We start from the raw sequence: 15612 nt of genomic DNA, 5'->3' as shown, positions 1-15612 counted from the left end.
GGGGCAGTGTAAGCCCGCCCGCAGGCCACCCGCGCGGCGCGGGCCATGTGCCGTTCGTCATGGCGGCCCCCCGCCCCCCATCGGCTACCCTTGGCGATTCCGATTTTCGAAGGACTGCCCCATGAAGCACCCGCTCACCGCTGCCCTGGCCATCGCGCTGACCGCCGCGGTCGCCGCTCCGGCCATCGCCCAGACCGCGGCCGCGGACGGCGCGGCCAGCGTCGCCACGGCGAACGAGGCCCAGGCCGGCAACCCCCTGTTCACCACCAGCCCGCTGCCGCTGCGCTACCCGCAGTTCGACCAGCTGAAGGACGAGCACTTCGCCCCGGCGTTCGACGCCGGCATGGCGCAGGAGCTGCAGGAGATCGCGGCGATCGCCAACCAGCGCTCGGTGCCGACCTTCGAAAACACCATCCTGGCGCTGGAGAAGTCCGGCCAGCTGCTGGGCAACGCGCGACGCATCTTCGGCAACCTCAACGGCACCGATACCAACGACGCGCGCAAGAAGATCAACAGCGACTATGCGCCGAAGTTCGCCGCGCACCGCGACGCGATCATGCTCGATCCGCAGCTGTTCCAGCGCGTGGAAACGGTCTACAACAAGCGCAACGAGCTCGGCCTCGACGCCGAGGGCGTGCGCCTGGTCGAGGAGTACTACGACGGCTTCGTGCGCTCGGGCGCCAAGCTCGCCGATGCCGACAAGGCACGGCTGAAGGAGATCAACGCGCGCATGGCCGCGCTGGGCACCCAGTTCTCCAACAACGTCCTGGACGAGGTCAACGACTCGGCCGTGCTGGTGGACGACGTCGCCGAGCTGGCCGGTCTGAGCGAATCGCAGATCGCCACCGCCGCCTCTGCCGCCAAGGCCAAGGGCCACGAGGGCAAGTACCTGCTGACCCTGCTCAACACCACCGGCCAGCCGCTGCTGCCGCAGCTGGACAACCGCGCCCTGCGCGAGCGCGTGCACAAGGCCTCGGTCGCCCGCGGCAGCCGCGGCAACCAGTGGGACAACACCGGCATCGTCGCCGAGGTGCTGAAGCTGCGCGGCGAACGCGCCAAGCTGCTGGGCTACGACACGCCCGCCGCCTTCACCCTGGCCGACGAGACCGCCGGCACCGTCGAGGCGGTCAACGCGATGCTCGGCCGCCTGGCCCCGGCCGCGGTTGCCAACGCGCGTCGCGAAGGCGCCGCGCTGCAGGCGATGATCGACCGCGAACAGGCCGCCAAGGGCGAACCGAGCTTCCAGCTCGAGCCCTGGGACTGGGCCTACTACACCGAGAAGGTGCGCCAGGCCGAGTACGAGTTCGACGACAACCAGCTCAAGCCCTACTTCGAGATGAAGAACGTGCTCGAGAACGGCGTGTTCTTCGCCGCCACCGAGCTGTACGGCATCACGTTCAAGGAACGCACCGACCTGCCGAAGTACCACCCCGACACCTGGACCTACGACGTCTTCGACAAGGACGGCAAGCCGCTGTCGATCTTCATCTTCGACCCCTATGCGCGTCCGTCCAAGCGCGGCGGCGCGTGGATGAACTCCTACGTCGGCCAGTCCGAACTCGAGGGCACGCTGCCGGTGGTCGCCAATCACCAGAACATTCCGAAGCCGCCGGCCGGCGAGCCGACCCTGCTGACCTGGGACGAGGTCACCACCATGTTCCATGAGTTCGGCCATGCGCTGCACGGCATGTTCTCGGACGTGAAGTACCCGTACTTCTTCATGAACGTGCCGCGCGACTTCGTCGAGTTCCCGTCGCAGGTCAACGAGATGTGGGCCGACTGGCCGTCGATCCTGGCCAACTACGCCAAGCACCACCAGACCGGCGAGCCCCTGCCGCAGGCGCTGCTGGACAAGAAGATGGCCTCGGCCACCTTCAACGAAGGCTTCGCCACCACCGAATACCTCGGCGCGGCGATGCTCGACCAGTACCTGCACCAGCTGCCGCAGGACAAGCTGCCTTCGGCCGACCAGATCATGGCCACCGAGGCGGCCGCGCTGAAGTCGGTGGGCCTGGACTACGCGCCGGTGCCGCCGCGCTACCGCACGCCGTACTTCAGCCACATCATGGGCGGCTACGCGGCCGCGTACTACGCCTACATCTGGTCGGAGGTGCTGGACGCCAACACCGTCGAGTACATCAAGGCCAACGGCGGCCTCAAGCGCGAGAACGGCGACCGCCTGCGCGAGACCCTGCTCTCGCGCGGCGGGGCGAAGGACGCCAAGCAGCTGTTCGTGGACTTCACCGGCCACGAGCCGCGGATCGAGCCGCTGCTGAAGAAGCGTGGGCTGGACGCGCCGGCGTCGAACTGAACCGCCGTCCGCAAGCCTGAAGCGCCGCCGGGATTCCCGGCGGCGTTTTTTTTGGGGCGGACAGCACCGCACGGCGGCGCCGGCCGCCGCCGGTTGCCGCCCCCCCGGATGGGGGCGGTTAGCATCGCGGCATGTCCTCCCTGCCCGACCCGCCCCTGCCCGACCCGGCTGCCTCGTCCCTGCTGCGCGAGTGGCTCGACCGCCACCGGCGCCTGTTCGTGCTCACCGGCGCCGGCTGCAGCACCGGCTCGGGCATTCCCGACTACCGCGACCGCAACGGAGACTGGAAGCGGACGCCGCCCATCACCCTGCAGGCGTTCACCGGCAGCGACGCCGCCTACCGCCGCTACTGGGCCCGCAGCAGCATCGGCTGGCCGGGCTTCCGCGCCGCGCAGCCCGGCGGTTCCCATGCCACGCTGGCCGAGCTGGAACGCCGCGGCCGCGTGAGGCTGCTGCTCACCCAGAACGTCGACGGCCTGCACCAGCGCGCGGGCAGCCGCGCGGTGATCGACCTGCACGGCCGGCTCGATGCCGTGGTCTGCCTCGGCTGCGGGTCCCGCAGCCCGCGCGAAGAAGTGCAGCTGCAGATCGTCGAATCGAACCGCGACTGGCAGGCCGGCGCGGCGCGGATGGCGCCCGACGGCGACGCCGACCTTGCCGACGAGGCAGTGGACCGGTTCCGGCCGCCCTGGTGCGGGCGCTGCGGCGGCCTGCTCAAGCCCGACGTGGTGTTCTTCGGCGAGGCGGTGCCGCGCCAGCGGGTGGACGAGGCGCAACGCGCCCTGCACGAAGCCGATGCCATGCTCGTGGCCGGATCGTCGCTGATGGTGTGGTCGGGGTTCCGGTTCGCGCGCATGGCCGACGCGGCAGGATTGCCCATCGCCATCCTCAATGCGGGCCGTACGCGCGCCGACGGGCTGGCCACGCTGCGGATCGACGCCGACATCGCCACCACCCTGCAGGAGGCCCTGCGATGAAGCATCCGCGCCCGCTGCTCGCCCTGCTGCTGTGGGCCGTCCCGCTGGCCGGGTCCGCGCAGCAGTGCGTGGCCGGATTTCCGGAGATCTACGGCCCGCTGTTCGCCGACGCCCAGCGGGCGCTGCCGGATCCCAAGTCGATGGTCGATGCCGTTCCCTCGGCGGCGCCGGCCTCCATCGCCGCCGAATACGCGCAGCGGCGCGGCGAACCGGACTTCGACATGCGCCGCTTCATCGAGCAGCGCTTCGAGCTGCCTTCGCCGGCAGGCGGGGAGTACCGTACCGACCCCCGCGACGACGTCGTGGCGCACATCGACCGCCTCTGGACGGTGCTCGAACGCCAGCCACAGCCGGGCGACGCGCGCAGTTCGCTGCTGCCGCTGCCGCAGCCCTACGTCGTGCCCGGCGGGCGCTACGGCGAGATCTACTACTGGGACTCCTACTTCACCATGCTCGGCCTGGTGGAGAGCGGCCGGCTCGACCTGGTGCGTTCGATGGTCGCCAACTTCGCCGCGCTGATCGACCGCTACGGCCACGTGCCCAACGGCAACCGCACCTACTACCTGAGCCGGTCGCAGCCGCCGTTCTTCGCGCCGATGCTGCGCCTGCTGGCCGAACGCGACGGCCCCGGGGTGCTGGCCAAATACCTGCCGCAGCTCGAGCGCGAATACGCCTTCTGGATGGATGGCGCCGATGCGCTCGCGCCCGGGCAGGCGCATCGCCGCGCAGTGCGGCTGCGGGACGGCACCGTGCTCAACCGCTACTGGGACGACTGCGACACGCCGCGCGACGAGAGCCACGTCATGGACCTGGACACGGCGGCGGCCGGCGACCGCCCCCGCGCCGAGGTCTACCGCAACCTGCGCGCCGGCGCCGAAAGCGGCTGGGACTTCAGCTCGCGCTGGCTGGCCGACGGGCGCAGCCTGCACAGCATCCGCACGGTCGAGATCGTGCCGCCCGACCTCAACAGCCTGCTGTACGCGCTGGAGGCCACGCTGGCCGACGCCTATCGACAGGTTGGCGACATCGCGCGCGCCAGTCGGATGGACGCGCGCGCCGAGGCTCGCGCCGCGGCGATCCGCCGGCTGCTGTGGGACGAGGACCGGGGCGTGTTCACCGACCTGCTGTGGGCCGACATGCGCTCCACCGGCGCGGTCACCCTGGCCAGCGTCTATCCGCTGTACTTCGGCATCGCCGGGCCCGCCCAGGCCGCACGGGTCGCCGAGACCCTGCGCGCGAGGCTGCTGCAGCGCCACGGACTGGCATCGACCACGATACGCAGCGGCGAACAGTGGGACATGCCGAACGGCTGGGCCCCGCTGCAGTGGCTGGCGATCCGCGGGCTGTCGCGCTACGGCGAGGATGCGCTGGCGCGCGAGGTGGCCCATCGCTGGATCCGGCGCAACCTCCAGGTTTTCGCCGCCGAGCGCAAGCTGGTCGAGAAGTACGATGTCACTGGCGACGCGGCCGCCGGCGGCGGCGAGTACCCGCTGCAGGACGGCTTCGGCTGGACCAACGGCGTGCTGCGCGCGCTGCTGGTCCTCTACCCCGAGGCGGCGAAAAACTGAGCCCTAGCGCGGCGCCACGTAACCGCCGGCGACGCCGCGCGGCGACAGCACCAGCTGCCACAGATGGATCGAGCGGGCGCGGAAGCTCGCCATCGACGCGCCCAGGTAGTAACGCCACATCCGGCGGAAGCGTTCGTCGTAGCGCGCGGGCAGCGTGCTCCAGGCCGCCTCGATGTTGGCGCGCCAGGCCTGGAGGGTGCGATCGTAGTCGGCGCCGAAGTTGTGCCAGTCCTCGATGACGAAACGTCCCTCCAGCGCCGTGGCCAGCTGCGCGGCCGAAGGCAGCATCGAGTTGGGGAAGATGTATTTCGCGATCCAGGGGTCGGTATGCGTGCGGCTCCGGTTGCCGCCGATGGTGTGCAGCAGGAACAGTCCGTCGTCATCAAGGCAGCGGCGGGCGACGTCGAAGTAGGTCGCGTAGTTCCTCACCCCCACGTGCTCGAACATGCCGATCGACACGATGCGGTCGAAACGCTGGTCCAGCGCGCGGTAGTCCTGGACGCGGATCTCGACCGCCAGCCCGGCGCACAGCTCGCGCGCCAGCGCGGCCTGTTCCCGCGAGATGGTGATGCCGACGCCGGATACGCCATGGCGCTCCGCGGCGAACCGGAGCATCTCGCCCCAGCCGCAGCCGATATCGAGCAGGCGCATGCCCGGTTGCAGCCCGAGCTTGCGGCAACACAGGTCGAGCTTGGCCTCCTGCGCCGCGTCCAGGTCGGACGCCTGCCGCCAGTAGCCGCAGCTGTAGACCATCCGCCGGCCCAGCATGGTGCGGTAGAGGTCGTTGCCGAGGTCGTAGTGGCGCTCGCCGACCTGGTAGCTGCGCCTGCCGCGCTGCAGGTTGAGCAGGCGCGCCAGCACGGCCAGCCGCAGTTCGGCGAAGCCGTGGACGCGCCGGTCGGTGCCCGCGCGCAGCAGCCGGTACAGCAGGCCGTCGAGGGATGCCACGTCCCAGGCGCCGTCCATGTACGACTCGCCCAGCGCCAGCGAGCCGCCCGCCAGCACGCGGGCGGGGAAACCGCGATCGTGGATCTGCAGGTCCCAGGGACGCGGGCCGTCGAGCTGGATGTCGGCATCCGCAAGCAGGTCCTGCAGACGGGCCCTGAAGCGCGCGTCCGCCATTGCTCCCGCTCCGTGCCGGCCGCCGTGGCCGGCCACAGTCGCGGGCCAGTCTACTGCGCAGGCTGCGCGTCCGCGAACAGCGGCCGGTAGGCGGGCGCGACATGCGGCAGCAGGACCCGCGCGGGCACCTCGACCGTCTGCACCCCGTCCGAATACGGCCCCACCTGGTAGGGCGGGAACACGAACCGCAGCGCGACCAGCCGTCCGTCGGCGCCGGGCACGGGTTCGAACTGGGCGAAGTTTTCCGGATCGGGAGCCGTGCCCTCCTCGATCATGCGCCCGGCAGAGCGCATCACCCGGCCGCGTTCGTCCGGATCGAGTTCGTCGGCGTCCACCCGCTGCGACAGGGCCGCGTGCAGTTGCTCGCGCACATACGAGGACACCTCGCGCCAGGCTTCCTGCCGGGGAACCAGCTCATCGGCGGTGAGCAGGCGTTGCTCCTGGGGCAGCCACACGAAGCGCGCGATCAGCGGCGCGCCGTGCGCGCCGCCGGTATAGCTGCCGCCGTCGGCCGCCACCGCGAAGACCTGCGGCGTATCCGCCAGCACCTGGAACTCGAGCGCGAGGTCGTACATCGCGCCAGCCTCGGGCTCCATCGCCTCGACCGCCTGCAGCACCTCGGCCTTCGCGGCGTCGGCGTACTGCTTGAGCAGCACCGACAGGCCCGGGTAGCGGTCGACGCCCTTGGCCCAGGAGATGCCGATGATGTACCGCGGGTCGGTTTCGACCACGTCCTCGAGCACCACGGGCTCGGGCGCTGGCGCCTCGGCCGGGTCCGCCTGGTCCGCGTCCGGCGCGACGGTCCCCTGCGGTCCGGGCGCTTCGCCACGGCACGCGGCGAGCACGCACAGCAACACCACCGGAACCAGCCACCGCTTCATGGAACCCCCTGTCGAGACGAGTGCGCAAGCCCTTTGCGCTAACGCTTTTGTAACGTTGTCCGCGTGCAGGAAAGGTCAAGGCGCCCGTGCAGGACCAGCCGCGCCCTGCACACGACACGTGGACGAGACGCACGATGCCAGCCAGTACATGGCGGCACTGGAGCGCCGCGCGATGCTGTCCACAAACAAAAAGCCCCGGGTGTTTCCACCCGGGGCCCTTGGAGGCGTTGCCTTGAGCGCTGTGTCGCTCAGACGGCCTGCACTTCGTCGGCCTGCAGGCCCTTCTGGCCCTGCACGACCTTGAAGGTGACCTTCTGGCCTTCCTGCAGGGACTTGAAGCCGGTGCCCTGGATCGAGCGGAAGTGGACGAAGAGGTCCTGGCCGCTTTCCGGGGTGATGAAACCGAAGCCCTTGGCGTCGTTGAACCACTTGACGGTGCCGGTCTGACGTTCGGACATGTTGTTACTCCTTGAAACTGACAGTGGATGGATACCAGGCCCTATCGGGGGCTGCCTGGACTGTATCGAGCAAGGGGTAACGCGAACGATGGAGCGGATCGTCTGGAGCAACCGCCGGGGGGGACGGCCTGTAACTCTGGTGATCTACCGCATCGGAGCCACGATGTACCGTGATCCCGGCCTTGAACAGTCCGGGCACGATAGCGCACTTTCAGGGGAAAGTGTGAACCGGGTTTGTCAACCGCCTCACCAGTCTTCACGCCCCGGCAGCAGGGCCGACAGTTCGGCGTCGGTGAGGTTGCGCCACTGCCCCGGCTTGAGGTGGCCGAGCCGGACGCTGCCGATGCGGACTCGACGCAACTGCTTGACCCGGAAGCCGAAATGCGCGGCCATCAGCCTGATCTGGCGGTTCAGGCCCTGCACCAGCACGATCCGGAAGCCGAACGGGCCCAGCTTGCTGGCCCGGCACGGCAGCGTGGTCTGTCCATGGACCGGAACCCCGCGGCTCATGCCGCGCAGGAACTCGGGGGTGACCGGATGGTTCACCGCGACCAGGTATTCCTTCTCCAACCGGTTCTCCGCGCGCAGGATCGCATTGACGATATCGCCATTGCTGGTCAGCAGGATCAGGCCCTCGGAATCCTTGTCCAGGCGGCCGATCGGGAAGATCCGCTGCTCGTGGCCGACGAAATCGACGATGTTGCCCTTGACCGAGGACTCGGTGGTGCAGGTCACGCCGACCGGCTTGTACAGCGCGATGTAGACGTGGCGCCGCTTGCCGGGCGCGACGCGGCGCTGGCGCAGCGGCTGACCGTCCACCAGCACGGCGTCGTCCTCGCCTACTTCGGCACCGACGCGGGCGCGGATGCCGTTGACCGTGACCCGGCCCTCCCCGATCAGGCGGTCGGCCTCGCGGCGGGAACAGTGGCCGGACTCGCTGATGTGACGGTTGAGCCGCATGGGGATGGAGGTGCTGGAGGACGCGCAGTCTCGCAGATCGCGCGCGCACTTGCCGGCCCGAAGCGCGCCGCGTCGGGTGGAGGACGCGAGGAACCGCGCGCCGCCCCGGTCTCAGGCCTGGTCCGCGAGATCGGCGTAGCCGGGATGGCGCTCCAGCCAGGCGGCGGCGTACTCGCACTGCGGCACCACGCGCAGTCCCTGCGCGCGGGCGTGGTCGAAGGCCGCCCGCACCAGCTGGCCGGCGATGCCGCGACCGCGCAGTTCCGTCGGCACCCCGGTGTGGGTGATCCGCATCCGGCCGTCGCCGAGCGTGTAGTCCAGGACCGCACGATGGCCGTCCAGGTCGATGTGGAAGCCCTGCCCCGGGCGATGTTCGACGTCCATTGCGCTCCTCCTCTACGAAGATCCGTGGGCACCGGCACCGGCGGCCCTCACCGGCCAGTATGCGCACGGCAGGCCATCGGCTGACGCGGCGCGTCAGCCTGGAACTTGACGACCATCACGTTTCACTCTGGCACGCAACCTGCTTCGTCCGGGTCAACGAAAACGTCGCCGCAGGGGGCCCACGATGATCGACAGCAGCGTCCAGCACCAGGCCATCAACCGCCTGTTCGACCTCGTCCGCAGCGGCGACGTCGACACCCTGGAGTTCTCCCAGCTCGATTCGCTCATCTACAGCGGCCTGGAGCGGACCTACCAGGTCAACGACGCGGATCTGCAGCAGCACCACGCCCAGACCTCGTCGGCCTGAGCTCCGTCAGCGGCCTTCGGCGGCGCGGTAGGCGGCTTCGATCGAGTCCACCGCCTGGGCCTGCACCGGATCGCCGCGATCAGCGTGCTTGCGGAACATGTTGACCGACTCCTGGTCCGTGCGGCCGTCCAGCGCGCTCGAGATGAGGATCCGCAGCATCCAGCCCAGGCCCTCCTCCGGATATTCCGACAGCAGGCGGTCCACGTAGGGCTTGGCCTTCGTCGCAGCCTCCGTCGCCTCCAGCCCGGCGTGCATCATCCACATCGAGCCGAGCGCACCCAGAGCCCCGCGGCGCTGCGTCGCGTCGTCGGCGGCGCGGAGGAAGTGCACTTCGGCCTGTTCCCAGCGCCGGCTGCCGTAATAGCCGCCGCCCGCCAGGTAGTGCGCACTCGCATCGTCGGCATCGAGGGCCAGCGCGGCCAGTGCGTGTCGCAACGCCCATTCGGGCTCGTGACGCACCAGCTGCCACGCGATCTGCCGGTGCGCCCATGCGTTGGTGGTGTTGAACCGGTATTCCTGCAGCAGCAGCGCCACGCCCTTCCAGCGGTCGGGACCGTCCTGGTCCTCGGGCAGGTTGAGGAACACGTTGCCCGCGTCGCGCAGATGATCTTCGTTGGAGCCGGTGCGCACGGCGATCTCGAGGATGTCGGCCGTCTCGCGGTCGAACCGGTTGTCGTGGCTGAGCCGGTTCCCGCGGTCCCCATAGGGCGCTGCGATGTGTATCGCCAGCTGCGGACGACGCGCCACGTGGCGCGACAGCACCACGCCGAACGAAAGCATCCGCTCGTAGTCCCCGCCCCAGCGGGGCGCCAGCGATGCCATCCGCTGGCGGGCGAAATCCACGCACGCCGGGTCGTGAGCCATCGCGCCGCGGTAGGCCTCGCGCTCGAGATGTTCGCGTGAACCGAGCATCGCCACGCTGAGCAGGCCCACGTAGGCCGGCATCAGCCTCGGCTCCAGCGCGATGGCGCGCCGGAACAGCGGCACCGCCTGTTCGGCCAGGACGCCCATCCGCCGCATCTGCTCCATCGGGGTCTCGGAGGCCCATTTGCCGCCGCGGGCGTCCCACGCCGCGTCCTTGTAGTGATTCGCACGCGCCAGGAGGGCATACGGGCTCCGCGGGGCCAGCTCCAGCCAGCGTCCGGAGATGCGCCCGGCCTCCTCGCTCTGGTCGAAGGCTTCGATGGCGACGTGGATCTCCTCGCTGCCGGCCTCGGAGAAATGCGCCGCCAGCAACGCCTCGAACACCGCGTCCAGCGCCGCCAGCTCGCCGCGGTCGAGATAGCCTTCCACCGTTGCCAGCGGCAGCGGCCTGAACGCGTGGTAGCGGCAGTGGGCCTCGGCATGGCCGTCCGGCCAGCGGTTGCCGGGCAGGTCCGGGTAGGCCAGGCAGCGCGCCAGCGGGTCGTCGAGGCGTTCGGCCTCGCGTGCCTGCGAGAAGTAGGCGCGCCAGGGGTCGGGCGCCGCCCTGAACGCATCGCCTGCCGCCCGGTCCGGAATCGGAGGCGGCTCCGGTGCCGCCACGTCCTGCGCCATCGCCGCGCCGCACGCCAGCACGCACGCCGCCGCGGCCATCCACGTCCCGTGCCCCATCCCCGCCCCCATCACCGCCCTGGGCCGCGGCACGGGGCGCCGCGATCAGCCGAAGGACGGACTGAGCAATCTTGCCACGAAGGTGCTGGCCGCGCGCGGCTCCATCAGCACGGTGAACAGGATCCCGTAGGCGGCGCCCCACAGGTGGGCGCTGTGGTTGACGTTGTCGCCGCCGCGCCGGTCCATCCAGATCGAGTAGCCGACGTACAGCGCGGCGTAGACGATCGCGGGGACCGGGACGAAGAACACGAAGATCAGGCTCCACGGCGCGAACAGGATGAAGCTGAAGAGCACCGCCGACACCGCCCCGGACGCGCCCAGGCTGCGGTAGCCCGCGTCCTTCTGGTGGCGGAAATAGGTCGGCATGATCGCCATGACGATCGCCGACAGGTAGAACGCCGCATAGCCGAGCTGGCCGATGCGGTCGACGAACACCGGCTCGATCGCGCGCCCGAAGAAGAACAGCGTGATCATGTTGAACAGCAGGTGCTGCATGTCGGCATGCACGAAGCCGTGCGTGACCAGCCGGTCGTACTGGCGGTGGCGGTCGATGGCCGGTGGCCACAGCAGCAACCGCTCCAGCAGCGCGCGGTTGTTGAACGCCTGCCAGGACACCAGCACGGTCAGGCCGATCAGGACGAAGGTGACGATGGGCATGCGCGGCTCCGGCGGGCGTCAGGTGGCGACGCGGTAGTTGTCCTGCATCGGGTAGACCCGCGCGTACAGCGCGAACGCCGCCGCGGCGACGAAGGCGAAGGCCGCGAAGAAGAACATCAGGAAGGCCGGCTCGCTGAGCCCGGTCTGCGCGATCATCGCCTTGAAGCCGTCGTTGCGCACGCCGGCGTTGGTCAGCAGCACCCACAGGCTGCCGAACGTGCTCGTCAGGTACCAGAAGGCCATGATCACGCCCTTCATCGCATGCGGCGCCTGGCTGTAGGCGAACTCCAGCGCGGTGGCCGAGACCAGCACCTCGCCGAAGGTCAGCAGGAGGTAGGGCAGCGCCTGCCAGGTGAGCGAGACCTGCGCGCCGCCGTCGATCCACAGCTGCAGCACGCCCGCCACGATCCAGGCCACGCCCGAGAACGCGATGCCCCAGCCCATGCGCCGCAGCGCCGTGACCTGGAAGCCCATCCGGCGCAGCAGCGGGTACAGCACCAGGTTGTTGAAGGGGATCAGCAGCATCACCAGCAGCGGATTGAGCGCCTGCATCTGCGCCGGCTCCTGGATCAGCCAGCTGGGCCACCACGACGCCTCGTGCGGGATCACCATGGCGTTGCCCTGGATGATCCAGGTCGAGGCCTTCTGGTCGAACAGCGACCAGAACGGCGTCACCAGCGCGAACACGATCAGGATCCGCAGCACCGCGCGAACGCCGTCCACCGCCGCGTCCGGATGCAGGCCACGCGCACGCTCGAGCTGCAGCGACGCGCCCCAGCCGCCGAATGCGATCAGCACGCCGAGCGCCAGGCAGGCGGTGATGACGAAGCCGAACGCCTCCGGCCATGGCACCCCGGCGCCGACCGCGTCCAGCGCCCACAGGGCAAGCATCAACGCCGCCGCCACGATGCCGGTCCAGGCCACCATCGCGCCGGCATTGCCCTCGCCCGCGCGCCGCTGCCGCAGCGCGGTGCGGACCACGTTGAGGAAGGAGTGCGGGTCGTTGCCCGAAGGCGGCACGTTGACGTACTGGCGGCGCCCCATCCAGAAGATCACCGTGGCGATGAACATCAGCACGCCCGGCACGCCGAACGCCACCGCCGGCCCGAAATGGCGCAGCAGCAGCGGCGCGAACAGCGAGGCGAAGAACGAGCCGAAGTTGATGATCCAGTAGAAGGCGTCGAAGACGACCTTGGCCTTGTCCTTGTTGCTCTGGTCGAACTGGTCGCCGCAGAAGCTGACCACCAGCGGTTTGATCCCGCCCGAGCCCAGTGCGATCAGGAACAGGCCGGTGAAGAAGCCCGTGCGGTTGCCCTCGAACAGCGCCAGGCAGGCGTGGCCGGCGCAGTAGATCAGCGAGAACCACAGGACGGTGTTGTACTTGCCGAAGAAGCGGTCGGACAGCCAGCCGCCCAGCAGCGGGAAGAAATACACGCCGATCACGAAGGAGTGGAACACCTCCTTGGCCATCGACTCGCGGTCCGCGCCCTCGGGCAGGTACTGCAGCAGCACCGAGCTGATCAGGAACGGCACCAGGATGTTGCGCATCCCGTAGAAGCTGAAGCGTTCGCAGGCCTCGTTGCCGATGATGTACTTGATCTGGCCGGGCATGCGGCCCTGGGCGGGGTTGGCGGGCGTGGCGCCGTGGTTCATGGGCGTCGGGTCCGATGGGCGAAGTCGGGCAGGCTAGCCGATCCGGCGGGATCTGCCCATGCGCCCCGCCCCTTGACACTTGGGCGTCGCGCAACCCCGCTGGCATGATGCCGGCCTGTCCTCGCACCGGATACCCGATGAAACAGGCCCTGTTCGCCACCCTGCTCGCCCTGGCGACGCCCCTGTCGGTCGTCGCGCAGGCGCCGCTGACGACCGTCTCCGAGCGCAGCGGCTTCGTGAAGACCGGCCGCTACGACGAGACCATCGCCCTGTGCGCGGCCTTCGCGCAACGGCATCCCGACGCGGTGCGCTGCTTCGATCTCGGCACCACGCCCGAGGGCCGGCCGATGAAGGCGCTGGCGATCTCCCGCAGCGGCGCGTTGACGCCTGCGGCGGCGCGCGAGCGAGGCATCCCCGTGGTGCTGATGCAGGGCGGCATCCACTCCGGCGAGATCGACGGCAAGGACGCCGGTTTCCTGGCCTTGCGCGAGGTCCTGGAGGGCGCCGCCGCGGCAGGCGCGCTGGAGCAGCTGGTGTGGGTGTTCGTGCCGGTGTTCAACGTCGACGGCCACGAGCGCTTCGGCGCCTGGAATCGCCCCAACCAGCGCGGCCCGGAGGAAATGGGCTGGCGCACGACGGCGCAGAACTACAACCTCAACCGCGACTACGCCAAGGCCGACTCGCCGGAAATGCGGGCGATGCTGCGCCTGGTCGGGGAATGGGACCCGATCGCCACCATCGACCTGCACGCCACCGACGGCGCGCAGTTCGAGCACGACATCTCGATCCAGGTCGAGCCGCTGCACGGGGGCGACGAGGCGCTGCGCGAGGCCGGCCGCGCGTTGCGCGACGGCACCATGGCGGACCTCGCCGCGCAGGGCTCGCTGCCGCTGCCGTTCTATCCCTCGTTCGAGGATTACGAGGACCCGGCCTCGGGCTTCGAGGATGGCGTCTCGCCGCCGCGCTTTTCCACCGGCTACTTCCAGCTGCGCAACCGGCTCGGGATGCTGGTCGAGACCCACTCGTGGAAGGAGTACCCGGTGCGCGTGCGCATCACCCGCAACACCATCGTCTCGGTGCTGGAGCAGGTGGCGCGGCGCGGCCGCGACTGGATGGCGCTGGCGCGCGCGGCCGATGCGCGGGACCTGTCCGGCCAGCCGGTGGCGCTGGACTACAGGGCGACCGACGCCAGCCGCGTCATCGATTTCCGCGGCTATGCCTATACGCGCACGCCGTCGGAAGTGTCGGGTGCGCCGATGACGCGCTACGACGAGTCCACGCCGCAGGTGTGGAAGGTGCCGCTGCGCGACACGGTCCTGCCGCGCGTCGAGGTGGCGGCCCCGCGCGCGGGCTACCTGGTGCCCGCGGCCCATGCCGGCCTGGTCGCGCCCAGGCTGGACGTGCACGGGATCGCCTATCGCCGCGTCGGTTGCGAAGCGAGGGACGGTTGCGCGACGCAGCCGGCGAAGATGCTGCAGGTCGAGGTGTTCCGGGCGACCGGCAAGCGCTTCGCCCCGCAACCGGTCGAGGGGCACCAGCGGCTCGAGGTCGAGGGCGCCTGGGCACCGGAGTCGCGCGAAGTCGGCGCCGGGGCGCTGTTCGTACCCATCGCCCAGCCGCGCGCACGCCTGGCGATGGCCCTGCTCGAGCCGCAGGCGCCCGATTCGCTGCTCCAGTGGGGACTGTTCAACAACGCCTTCGAGCGCAAGGAATACATGGAGGCCTACGTCGCCGAAGCGGTGGCGCGCGAGATGCTGGCCGCGGATCCGGCGCTGAAAGCCGAGTTCGAACGACGCCTGCGCGATGACCAGGCGTTCGCCGATAGCCCGGACGCGCGCCTGGAGTTCTTCTATCGCCGCCATCCGTCCTGGGACGAGCGCCTGGACCTGTATCCGGTGATGCGGGTGGATCGCGCGCCGGACTGAGCAGCCGCGGTTTGCGTCGGGCGCTGCGATTGCGGACAGTGAGACCTCCCGCCCGGAGACGTCCGATGCGCCCTGCTCCCGCCTGCCTCGCCCTCCTGCTGCTCGCCGCCTGCCGGCCTGCGCCCGAGGCTGCACCGGAGCCATCCGGCGCCGGTCCTGCGACGGCGCCAGCCGCGCCCGACGTCGTCGAGTCCCGCTTCCGCTGCGGCGACCTGCTCGCCGGCGCGCGCTTCGACAACGCGCGCAGCGAACTGGTGCTGACCGTCGCCACCCGCCGCATCGTGCTGCCGCAGGCGCTCTCAGCCTCGGGCGCGCGCTATTCCGATGCAGCCGGCAACGAGTTCTGGAACAAGGGCAACGAGGCTACCCTCGTCCTCGACGGCCAGCGCCACGCCTGCGCCAGCACCGACGAGGTCTCGCCCTGGGACGAGGCGCGCGGACGCGGCGTGGTATTCCGCGGCCTGGGGACCGAGCCGTTCTGGTCGCTGGAGGTGGCGGGCGGCGACGCGCCCGACATCCAGCTGGCGCTGGACATGGGCGAGCGTCCGCTGCGCGTTGCCGGTGCCACCCGCCTGCCCGGGCGCGAGGGCTTCCGCGGCATCGCCAACGATGGCAGCGAGGTCGAGCTGCGGATCGTCGAGTCCGCCTGCAGCGACGGCATGAGCGACATGGACTACCCGGCGACCGTCGAGCTCAAGGTCGGGCCGGACACGCTGCGCGGCTGCGGCGCGTTCCTGGACCAGTGAGCCCGGGCCC

The 15612-nt window shown here is 70.1% G+C and carries 14 protein-coding genes; 6 read left to right on the top strand and 8 right to left on the bottom strand.

What is annotated here, in order from left to right; translation table 11 throughout:
• Nucleotides 1-121 precede the first annotated feature (121 nt).
• The 3 genes from ACFQ2D_RS00575 to treF all read left to right on the top strand — a co-directional run bounded on the left by ACFQ2D_RS00575 (nucleotide 122) and on the right by treF (nucleotide 4856).
• On the top strand, nucleotides 122-2311 hold the full coding sequence (locus ACFQ2D_RS00575; RefSeq protein ID WP_280941663.1) for a M3 family metallopeptidase: 2190 nt from the start codon (nucleotides 122-124) through the stop codon (nucleotides 2309-2311).
• A 131-nt stretch (nucleotides 2312-2442) separates the two neighbouring features.
• On the top strand, nucleotides 2443-3288 hold the full coding sequence (locus tag ACFQ2D_RS00570) for an NAD-dependent protein deacetylase (RefSeq protein WP_280941662.1): 846 nt from the start codon (nucleotides 2443-2445) through the stop codon (nucleotides 3286-3288).
• On the top strand, nucleotides 3285-4856 hold the full coding sequence (gene treF / locus ACFQ2D_RS00565; protein WP_280941661.1) for an alpha,alpha-trehalase TreF: 1572 nt from the start codon (nucleotides 3285-3287) through the stop codon (nucleotides 4854-4856). Before ACFQ2D_RS00570 ends, treF begins: the two co-directional genes overlap by 4 nt.
• 3 nt (nucleotides 4857-4859) lie before the next feature.
• On the opposite strand, the gene cfa is transcribed toward treF, so the two are convergent.
• The 5 genes from cfa to ACFQ2D_RS00540 form a co-directional block, all read right to left on the bottom strand.
• Nucleotides 4860-5978 carry a cyclopropane fatty acyl phospholipid synthase gene (cfa, locus tag ACFQ2D_RS00560; protein ID WP_280941660.1) on the bottom strand — a complete coding sequence of 373 codons (1119 nt, stop codon included), beginning with the start codon at nucleotides 5976-5978 and terminating at the stop codon, nucleotides 4860-4862.
• 50 nt (nucleotides 5979-6028) lie between these two features.
• The gene (locus ACFQ2D_RS00555) at nucleotides 6029-6859 is read right to left on the bottom strand and encodes a DUF3298 and DUF4163 domain-containing protein (RefSeq protein WP_280941659.1); all 831 of its coding nucleotides are present in this window, start codon (nucleotides 6857-6859) and stop codon (nucleotides 6029-6031) included.
• 248 nt (nucleotides 6860-7107) lie between these two features.
• Nucleotides 7108-7317 (bottom strand): cold-shock protein, encoded by a 210-nt coding sequence (locus ACFQ2D_RS00550; RefSeq protein ID WP_280941658.1) that lies wholly within the window; start codon nucleotides 7315-7317, stop codon nucleotides 7108-7110.
• A gap of 246 nt (nucleotides 7318-7563) precedes the next feature.
• The gene (locus ACFQ2D_RS00545; protein WP_280941657.1) at nucleotides 7564-8277 is read right to left on the bottom strand and encodes a pseudouridine synthase; all 714 of its coding nucleotides are present in this window, start codon (nucleotides 8275-8277) and stop codon (nucleotides 7564-7566) included.
• Between the two features lie 111 nt (nucleotides 8278-8388).
• Complete coding sequence (locus tag ACFQ2D_RS00540; RefSeq protein WP_280941656.1) at nucleotides 8389-8661, bottom strand: GNAT family N-acetyltransferase; 273 nt, start codon at nucleotides 8659-8661, stop codon at nucleotides 8389-8391.
• 184 nt (nucleotides 8662-8845) lie between these two features.
• On the opposite strand from ACFQ2D_RS00540, the gene ACFQ2D_RS00535 reads away from it, so the two are divergent.
• Nucleotides 8846-9028 carry a hypothetical protein gene (locus ACFQ2D_RS00535; RefSeq protein ID WP_280941655.1) on the top strand — a complete coding sequence of 61 codons (183 nt, stop codon included), beginning with the start codon at nucleotides 8846-8848 and terminating at the stop codon, nucleotides 9026-9028.
• A 6-nt stretch (nucleotides 9029-9034) separates the two neighbouring features.
• Here the strand turns inward: ACFQ2D_RS00535 and ACFQ2D_RS00530 are convergent, their stop codons facing one another.
• The 3 genes from ACFQ2D_RS00530 to ACFQ2D_RS00520 form a co-directional block, all read right to left on the bottom strand.
• A complete protein-coding gene (locus ACFQ2D_RS00530) occupies nucleotides 9035-10603 on the bottom strand; it encodes a DUF4034 domain-containing protein (RefSeq protein WP_280941654.1) in 1569 nt (522 codons plus the stop codon).
• A gap of 63 nt (nucleotides 10604-10666) precedes the next feature.
• Nucleotides 10667-11272, bottom strand: coding sequence for a rhomboid family intramembrane serine protease (locus ACFQ2D_RS00525; RefSeq protein WP_280942043.1), 606 nt, complete (start codon nucleotides 11270-11272; stop codon nucleotides 10667-10669).
• A gap of 24 nt (nucleotides 11273-11296) precedes the next feature.
• A complete protein-coding gene (locus ACFQ2D_RS00520; protein ID WP_280941653.1) occupies nucleotides 11297-12931 on the bottom strand; it encodes a POT-type proton-dependent oligopeptide transporter in 1635 nt (544 codons plus the stop codon).
• A gap of 107 nt (nucleotides 12932-13038) precedes the next feature.
• Here ACFQ2D_RS00520 and ACFQ2D_RS00515 point away from each other — a divergent pair, with 107 nt between their 5' ends.
• Nucleotides 13039-14856, top strand: a complete 1818-nt coding sequence (locus ACFQ2D_RS00515; protein WP_386795503.1) for a M14 family metallopeptidase — start codon at nucleotides 13039-13041, stop codon at nucleotides 14854-14856.
• Between the two features lie 65 nt (nucleotides 14857-14921).
• Nucleotides 14922-15602 carry an MliC family protein gene (locus ACFQ2D_RS00510; RefSeq protein WP_280941651.1) on the top strand — a complete coding sequence of 227 codons (681 nt, stop codon included), beginning with the start codon at nucleotides 14922-14924 and terminating at the stop codon, nucleotides 15600-15602.
• Nucleotides 15603-15612: the final 10 nt, after the last annotated feature.

The sequence above is a fragment of the Luteimonas composti genome, assembly GCF_042678665.1.
GTDB lineage: Bacteria > Pseudomonadota > Gammaproteobacteria > Xanthomonadales > Xanthomonadaceae > Luteimonas > Luteimonas composti.
This window is presented reverse-complemented; position numbering and strand designations above follow the sequence as displayed.

Bases quoted from the DNA above. Each gene is read 5' to 3' on its own strand.
- ACFQ2D_RS00575 (WP_280941663.1), top strand. From the start codon at position 122: ATGAAGCACCCGCTCACCGCTGCCCTGGCCATCGCGCTGACCGCCGCG.
- ACFQ2D_RS00570 (WP_280941662.1), top strand. From the start codon at position 2,443: ATGTCCTCCCTGCCCGACCCGCCCCTGCCCGACCCGGCTGCCTCGTCC.
- treF (WP_280941661.1), top strand. From the start codon at position 3,285: ATGAAGCATCCGCGCCCGCTGCTCGCCCTGCTGCTGTGGGCCGTCCCG.
- cfa (WP_280941660.1), bottom strand. From the start codon at position 5,978: ATGGCGGACGCGCGCTTCAGGGCCCGTCTGCAGGACCTGCTTGCGGAT.
- ACFQ2D_RS00555 (WP_280941659.1), bottom strand. From the start codon at position 6,859: ATGAAGCGGTGGCTGGTTCCGGTGGTGTTGCTGTGCGTGCTCGCCGCG.
- ACFQ2D_RS00550 (WP_280941658.1), bottom strand. From the start codon at position 7,317: ATGTCCGAACGTCAGACCGGCACCGTCAAGTGGTTCAACGACGCCAAG.
- ACFQ2D_RS00545 (WP_280941657.1), bottom strand. From the start codon at position 8,277: ATGCGGCTCAACCGTCACATCAGCGAGTCCGGCCACTGTTCCCGCCGC.
- ACFQ2D_RS00540 (WP_280941656.1), bottom strand. From the start codon at position 8,661: ATGGACGTCGAACATCGCCCGGGGCAGGGCTTCCACATCGACCTGGAC.
- ACFQ2D_RS00535 (WP_280941655.1), top strand. From the start codon at position 8,846: ATGATCGACAGCAGCGTCCAGCACCAGGCCATCAACCGCCTGTTCGAC.
- ACFQ2D_RS00530 (WP_280941654.1), bottom strand. From the start codon at position 10,603: ATGGCCGCGGCGGCGTGCGTGCTGGCGTGCGGCGCGGCGATGGCGCAG.
- ACFQ2D_RS00520 (WP_280941653.1), bottom strand. From the start codon at position 12,931: ATGAACCACGGCGCCACGCCCGCCAACCCCGCCCAGGGCCGCATGCCC.
- ACFQ2D_RS00515 (WP_386795503.1), top strand. From the start codon at position 13,039: ATGCCGGCCTGTCCTCGCACCGGATACCCGATGAAACAGGCCCTGTTC.
- ACFQ2D_RS00510 (WP_280941651.1), top strand. From the start codon at position 14,922: ATGCGCCCTGCTCCCGCCTGCCTCGCCCTCCTGCTGCTCGCCGCCTGC.